The sequence below is a fragment of the Cupriavidus sp. 05T313 genome (assembly GCF_056396665.1).
In genome coordinates, this window is sequence record NZ_JBFTLX010000348.1 from 1 (window position 1) to 5,658 (window position 5,658).

The 5,658-nt window shown below is 64.3% G+C and carries 4 protein-coding genes; 3 read left to right on the forward strand and 1 reads right to left on the reverse strand.

Translation table 11 applies throughout. The annotated features are described in order from the left end of the window. Together AC1DKD_RS38310 and AC1DKD_RS38315 are read left to right on the forward strand one after the other, a co-directional pair. On the forward strand, positions 1-198 hold a 198-nt coding region (locus AC1DKD_RS38310), incomplete at its 5' end, for a hypothetical protein (protein ID WP_477144488.1). A 44-nt stretch (positions 199-242) separates the two neighbouring features. Beyond that, positions 243-1,997 (forward strand): ShlB/FhaC/HecB family hemolysin secretion/activation protein, encoded by a 1,755-nt coding sequence (locus tag AC1DKD_RS38315; protein ID WP_477144489.1) that lies wholly within the window; start codon positions 243-245, stop codon positions 1,995-1,997. Positions 1,998-2,088: 91 nt separating this feature from the next. Here the strand turns inward: AC1DKD_RS38315 and AC1DKD_RS38320 are convergent, their stop codons facing one another. Further along, complete coding sequence (locus tag AC1DKD_RS38320; RefSeq protein ID WP_477111134.1) at positions 2,089-3,810, reverse strand: dipeptidase; 1,722 nt, start codon at positions 3,808-3,810, stop codon at positions 2,089-2,091. 190 nt (positions 3,811-4,000) lie between these two features. On the opposite strand from AC1DKD_RS38320, the gene AC1DKD_RS38325 reads away from it, so the two are divergent. Continuing rightward, a partial coding sequence (locus AC1DKD_RS38325; RefSeq protein ID WP_477144490.1) for a PhoX family protein occupies positions 4,001-5,658 on the forward strand: 1,658 nt, incomplete at its 3' end.

A 5,658-nucleotide genomic window follows, 5' to 3' on the forward strand; every position in this document is an offset into this window, starting at 1 on the left:
CATCTGTATCTATTGCCATTGAGGCTCAGAAATTTGAGCTTCACATCCTGGAAAAGGATGAGCCATCACGCCAATCATGAAGAAAAATTTTCAAAAAACCTATCGGGAGATGTTGCTCGAATAGTTGGGCAAGATCGTGAGGCGGCTGTGGCATTCATGGAGAGGCCGCGGACGCGAGCAAAAACCGACACAGCGTGAGCCCCGCTCACGCCATAAGCGCTTTTATGCAGATCAGAAGAAAAATGGTCGCCACCATGCTCACACTGGCAGGTGGCGCGGGTTACACCGACACGTCCTTGCGTGCCCAGGTCACCCCCGCAAATCCAGCTCAGGCCGCCATCCTCTCCGGCGCCGAACAACAACAACGCGTACGCCAGCAGCAGGAAGCCCGCGAACGCGCCCAGGCCGTCCARGCGCCGAGCGTGCGGGCAGCGCAGCCGTCAGCAGAGGGGTTTCCCGAACTCCCGGCCGAGCAACCCTGTTTCCGCATTGAGCGCTTTGTACTCGAAGTGCCGGCGGAGTTGCCACCGGCACTGCACGCGCGCGGCGCGTCGGCGTTGCCGCAGGACCCGTTCGCCTTCGCCCGCGCCTGGCTCGATCACTACCAGGGCGCCTGCATCGGCAAGCAAGGTGTGGACTTGCTCGCCAAGGGCATATTGCAAGTCATCCTTGGCCAAGGCTATGTCACCACACGCGTATTGCTCCCCGAGCAGGACCTGAGCACCGGCACGCTGCGCATGGCGCTGATCCCCGGCGTGATCGGGCAGTTGCGCTTTGCCCAGCCGGATCTCTGGGGCACCTGGAAGAGCGCGTTCCCCACACGCCCCGGCGATCTGCTGAACCTGCGCGACCTGGAGCAAGGCCTGGAACAGATGAAGCGCGTGACCAGCCAGGATGTGGACATGCAGGTTGTGCCCACCAGCGTACCGGGTCAGAGCGATGTGGTGATCGCGGTCAGGCGGACCAGGCCGTGGACGGTGGTGGCGTCGATGGACAACTCGGGCACGCAATCCACCGGCAAGCTGCAGGGCAACCTGAGCGTGGGCATTGACAATCCGCTGGGCCTGAACGATCTGTTCAATGTGGGCTACAGCCAGGATCTGGGCTTTGGCGACCGGAGCCACGGTACCCACGGCTGGAACGGTTTCTATTCGGTGCCGTGGGGCTACTGGACCGGCACGGTGTCGGCGTATTCGAGCACCTACTACCAGCAGATTGCAGGGGTCAACCAGACCTTTGTCTCCAGCGGCAATTCGCAGACGGTGGATTTCAAGTTGCAGCGGGTAATCAGCCGCAGCCAGAACGATGTGCTCGGCGTGCAGTTCCGTCTGTCGAAGCGCTTCGGCAAGAGCTTTATCGAAGATACCGAGATCGAGCAGCAGCGGCGCAACAACACGGTGGTGGAGGTGGGCATTACCGATCGCCACTACTTCGGCGCGGCGCAGTTCGACGGCAGCCTGGTCTACCGGCAGGGCGCGGCGGGCCTTGGTGCGCAGCCTGATACGCTGGCTGCGTTCGGTGGCCCCACCTGGCGCTACCGCATGGCGGTGCTGGATGCCAATCTGTCGGTGCCGTTCAAGGTGGCCGGGCAGGCGCTGCGCTACGTCACCACCGTTCGCGGGCAATTCACCAACGACCGTCTGTACTACATCGACGCACTGACCATCGGCAGCCGCTACACCGTGCGCGGCTTCGACGGCGAAAGCCTGCTGGCGGGTGAGCGTGGCTTTTATTGGCGTAACGAACTGCAGGCGCCACTGGGCGGGAGCGGGCAGGCGCTGTATGCGGGGCTGGACTATGGACGGGTGTTTGGGCCTGCCACCGAGGGGCTGATTGGTACACAGCTGGCTGGTGCGGTGATCGGGATGCGCGGTGGGTTGGGTTCCACGCTGGGCGCGGTGTCGTATGACTTGTTCCTGGGCACGCCGGTCTATAAGCCGGCGGCGTTCCATACGGCGGGAGTGGCGGCGGGGTTGCAGCTTGTTTAWCAGTACTAAAGCGGGCGGGGCGGGCGCGGGGAGTGAAAGACGGGAGAGAAAGCGCCTCGCTATCCATAACGCCTTCCCTCCCTCATAACCACGTCACACCTTACTGCATCGTCTTCAGGTCGCCGATCCGGATCAGCATTTCGGTAAACATCTGCATATCCAGGTCGAGGTCGGAGACTTCCTTGTACTCCTTGGCGTTGTGCGCGGTGTACTTCTTGCCGGGCATGGCCGGGCCGAAGTTGATGGCGTTCGGCATCAGCTTGGCCGTGGTGCTGCCGGCGGTGGGCACGGGTCTGGATTCGAGCCCCGTGGTATCGCCGAAGATATTGAGCAGGGTGGCCAGCCACGCGCCCTTGGGGTCGCGCGCCATCCAGTCGCCTTGCTCGTGGCTGATCGTCACCTTCTCGTGGTTGGCACCGGCCCAGGCGTTGATCTTGTCGGCCACCGCCCTGGACAGCGCCTGCGGCGTGTTGCCGCGCGGCATGCGCACGTTGGCGGTGACTTCCAGCTGGCCGTCCTTCTCGCGGACCAGGTTGGGCGACATCGTGAGCGGCCCCATGAAATCGTCCTTRTAGGCCACGCCCATTTTCTCGCCCAGGTAGCCGGTGCCGTACAGGTCGTTGAGGTACTTTGCCGCCCTGGCGTAGTGGTTGTCGGCCAGCGCGATCCCGGATTCCTGCAGGAACAGTGTCAGGCGGGGCAGGGGGTTCACGCCTTCCTCGGGGCGCGAGCCATGGGCGGAAGTACCGGTGACCTTGACGTCCACGCTGTCGGCGCCCTGGCTGATATCGATCGTGAACTTGCCCTGCGCCGCGTACTTTCCGATAAAGCCGGCGCGCGCCGCTTCAAGCCGCGCACGGGCCGCGCCGAGATCGCCACCCTTGAGCTGCGCGCTGGCGGTCTGCGGCACGGCGTTGGCGGCCGCCGCGCCGCTCATGGCGACGATGGCGGTGGTCTTGCCATCGGTGGCCTGCACGGGGAAGAACACTTTCAGGCTGCCCGATCCCTTCTCCGCCACAACGGCGGGGTATTTGCTGTCGAGCACGATGTTGTACTCGGGCAGCGAGGTGTGCTCGCGGTAGTATTTCATGCCGTCGCCGCCGGTTTCCTCGGTGGTCTCGATCATCAGGCGGATGGTGCGGTCGAGCTTCAGGCCGCTCTCCTTCACGGTCTTCATCGCGTACAGCACCGTGGCGATCGAGCCCTTGTCATCGATGGTGCCGCGGCCGTAGAGATAGTCGCCAACGCGCGTGACCTTGAACGGGTCGAGCCTGGTGCCGTCGTCCAGCACCCATTCGTCCGCCACCACGGGCACCACGTCGGCGTGGGTCAGCAAGCCGAATTCTTCCTTGCCCCGGCCCGGCAGCGTGACCTCGAACACGCGATTGTCCACGTTGCGGAAGGTCAGGCCGAAGTCCTTTGCCATGCCTTCCACCAGCTTGCCGAACGAGACGATGGCGGGGTTCTCGTGCTGGGGAATCTTGTCGTCGCGCACGGTGCGCAAGGCCACCATGCGCTCGATGGCGGAGATCACGGCTCGCTGGTTGTGGAGCCGGTTGTACACGCCGAGCAGGCGGCCGATATTGGTCAGGTCGTCGCCGCTCAGCACGGCCTGCTTGCGATACGCGGCGACACTGCCCGCCAGCTTGGGATTGGCCCTGACCGCTTCATCCAGGAAAGCGTTGAAATTCGCCGGCGGCTTCGCCTGCGCGGCCGCGACGAGGGTGTCGAGGTCGGGCTTCTTGAGCGTGTCGGCGATGGCTGGCTGGCCCAGGGCCAGCGAGAGGAGGGCGAGCGAGGCGAGCAGCGTCGGGCGGTTCATGGGCAGGGATCCCAAAAAGCGGAGATGTTCGCATGAGTCGGCCACTTTCGCACGCTTAATGACTCTTTGTTGGTACATCCAGTAACGCCAACGTCATATTCCCTCTCTACTATCGGCGGCGCACCGCGAACCCGTGCGCACCGAAATCCCCCGGTTCGCCGGCTTCGCACAGACGAGAGGATCCCCACGCATGTCGTACCTTACCRATAAGGCCCGCGCGCCGCGCCGTGATGCCGAAGGCGTAGTCACTGTTCCGGGCCAGATGCTCGAAGACATCGTTGCCGCCAATCCGGCGCGCCGCACTGTGTTGCGCGGTGGCCTGAGCGTGTCGCTGCTGTCCGTATTCGGCACGAGCGGCCTGCTTGCCGCCTGCGGCGGCGATGACGCGGCAGCAACGCCGTCCCCCGCGCCGGCACCCGCGCCGGCACCGGTACCCACGCCAGCGCAGCCGCTCGACTACAAGATCGGCTTTACCCCGGTGGCGGACAAGGTGACAGCGGATACCGTGACGTTGCCGGCCAACTACGCCTATGACGTCCTGTTCTCGGCCGGCGACCCGGTCGTCGCCGGTGCGCCGGGGTACAGCGGATCCTTCCAGACGTCGGCCGAGACCGAGTTGCAAGCCGGTGGCAACCACGACGGCATGCACTTCTTCCCGTTGCCGGGCGTCGACCCGCAGCAAGGCGGCCTGCTGGCGATCAACCACGAGACGCTCGACGCGGCCATCCTGTTCCCCGGCGGCACCTACAATGCCGCGACCGCAACGGCCGAACAGAAGAAGATCGCCCTGTCCTCGGTCGGCGTGTCGGTCATCGAAATCGCACTGTCCGGCGGCAAGTGGCAGGTCAGGAAGGGCTCCGCCTACAACAAGCGCTATACGGGCAACACGGTGTACAAGGTCAGCGGCCCCGCCGCAAGCGCCGTGGGTGGCACCGTAGTCGGCACGCTCAACAATTGCTCGAGCGGCCATACGCCCTGGGGTACTTACCTGACGTGCGAGGAGACCACCGACAACTACCTGGACCCGACCCAGCCGGAAATCGGCTACGGCTGGGTGGTGGAGATCGATCCGCTGAACCAGCTCGCCGCGCCGACCAAGCGCACCGCGATGGGCCGCTTCGACCACGAGAACACCGCGTTCATGACCGGCGCCGGCAATCGCGTCGCGTTCTACAYGGGCGACGACAGCACGCCGGGCTGCATCTACAAGTTCGTCCCTACGAAACCCTTCGATCCGAACGACCGCAAGGCCAATTTCAACCTGCTCGACGAGGGCACGCTGTATGTCGCCAGGTTCAATGCCGACGGCGGCGGCCAATGGATCGAACTGACCCAGGGCAAGAACAACCTGCTGGCCGGCGCAACCGATCCGGGCAATACCACGCAAGGTCCGCAGACGCCGGTGGTTGTCAATTTCACCACGCAGGCCGATGTACTGGTCAACACCAAGGCTGCTGCGCGCGTGGCCGGCGGCACGCTGATGGACCGGCCGGAGTGGATCACGGTAGGGCCGGATAAAACCCTGTTCTGCACGCTGACCAACAACGGCGGCCGCAAGGTGCCCGATKCGGCCAACCCTCGCATGAGCAACTCGCATGGGCACATCATCCGATGGAAGGAAGCCGGCGATTCCCCGCTGGCCACGAGCTTCACCTGGGAGATTTTCCTGCTGGCGGGAGATCCCTCCATCGCCGCGTATAACCTGAAGGGCACGATCAACGGCAATACCTTCTCCAGCCCGGACGGCATCCGCGTGGATCCCAAGGGACGCCTTTGGGTGCAGACCGACGCCGGCACCGGCGCAAGCACCACCAACATCTTCGGTGCCAACTCCATGCACTACGTCGA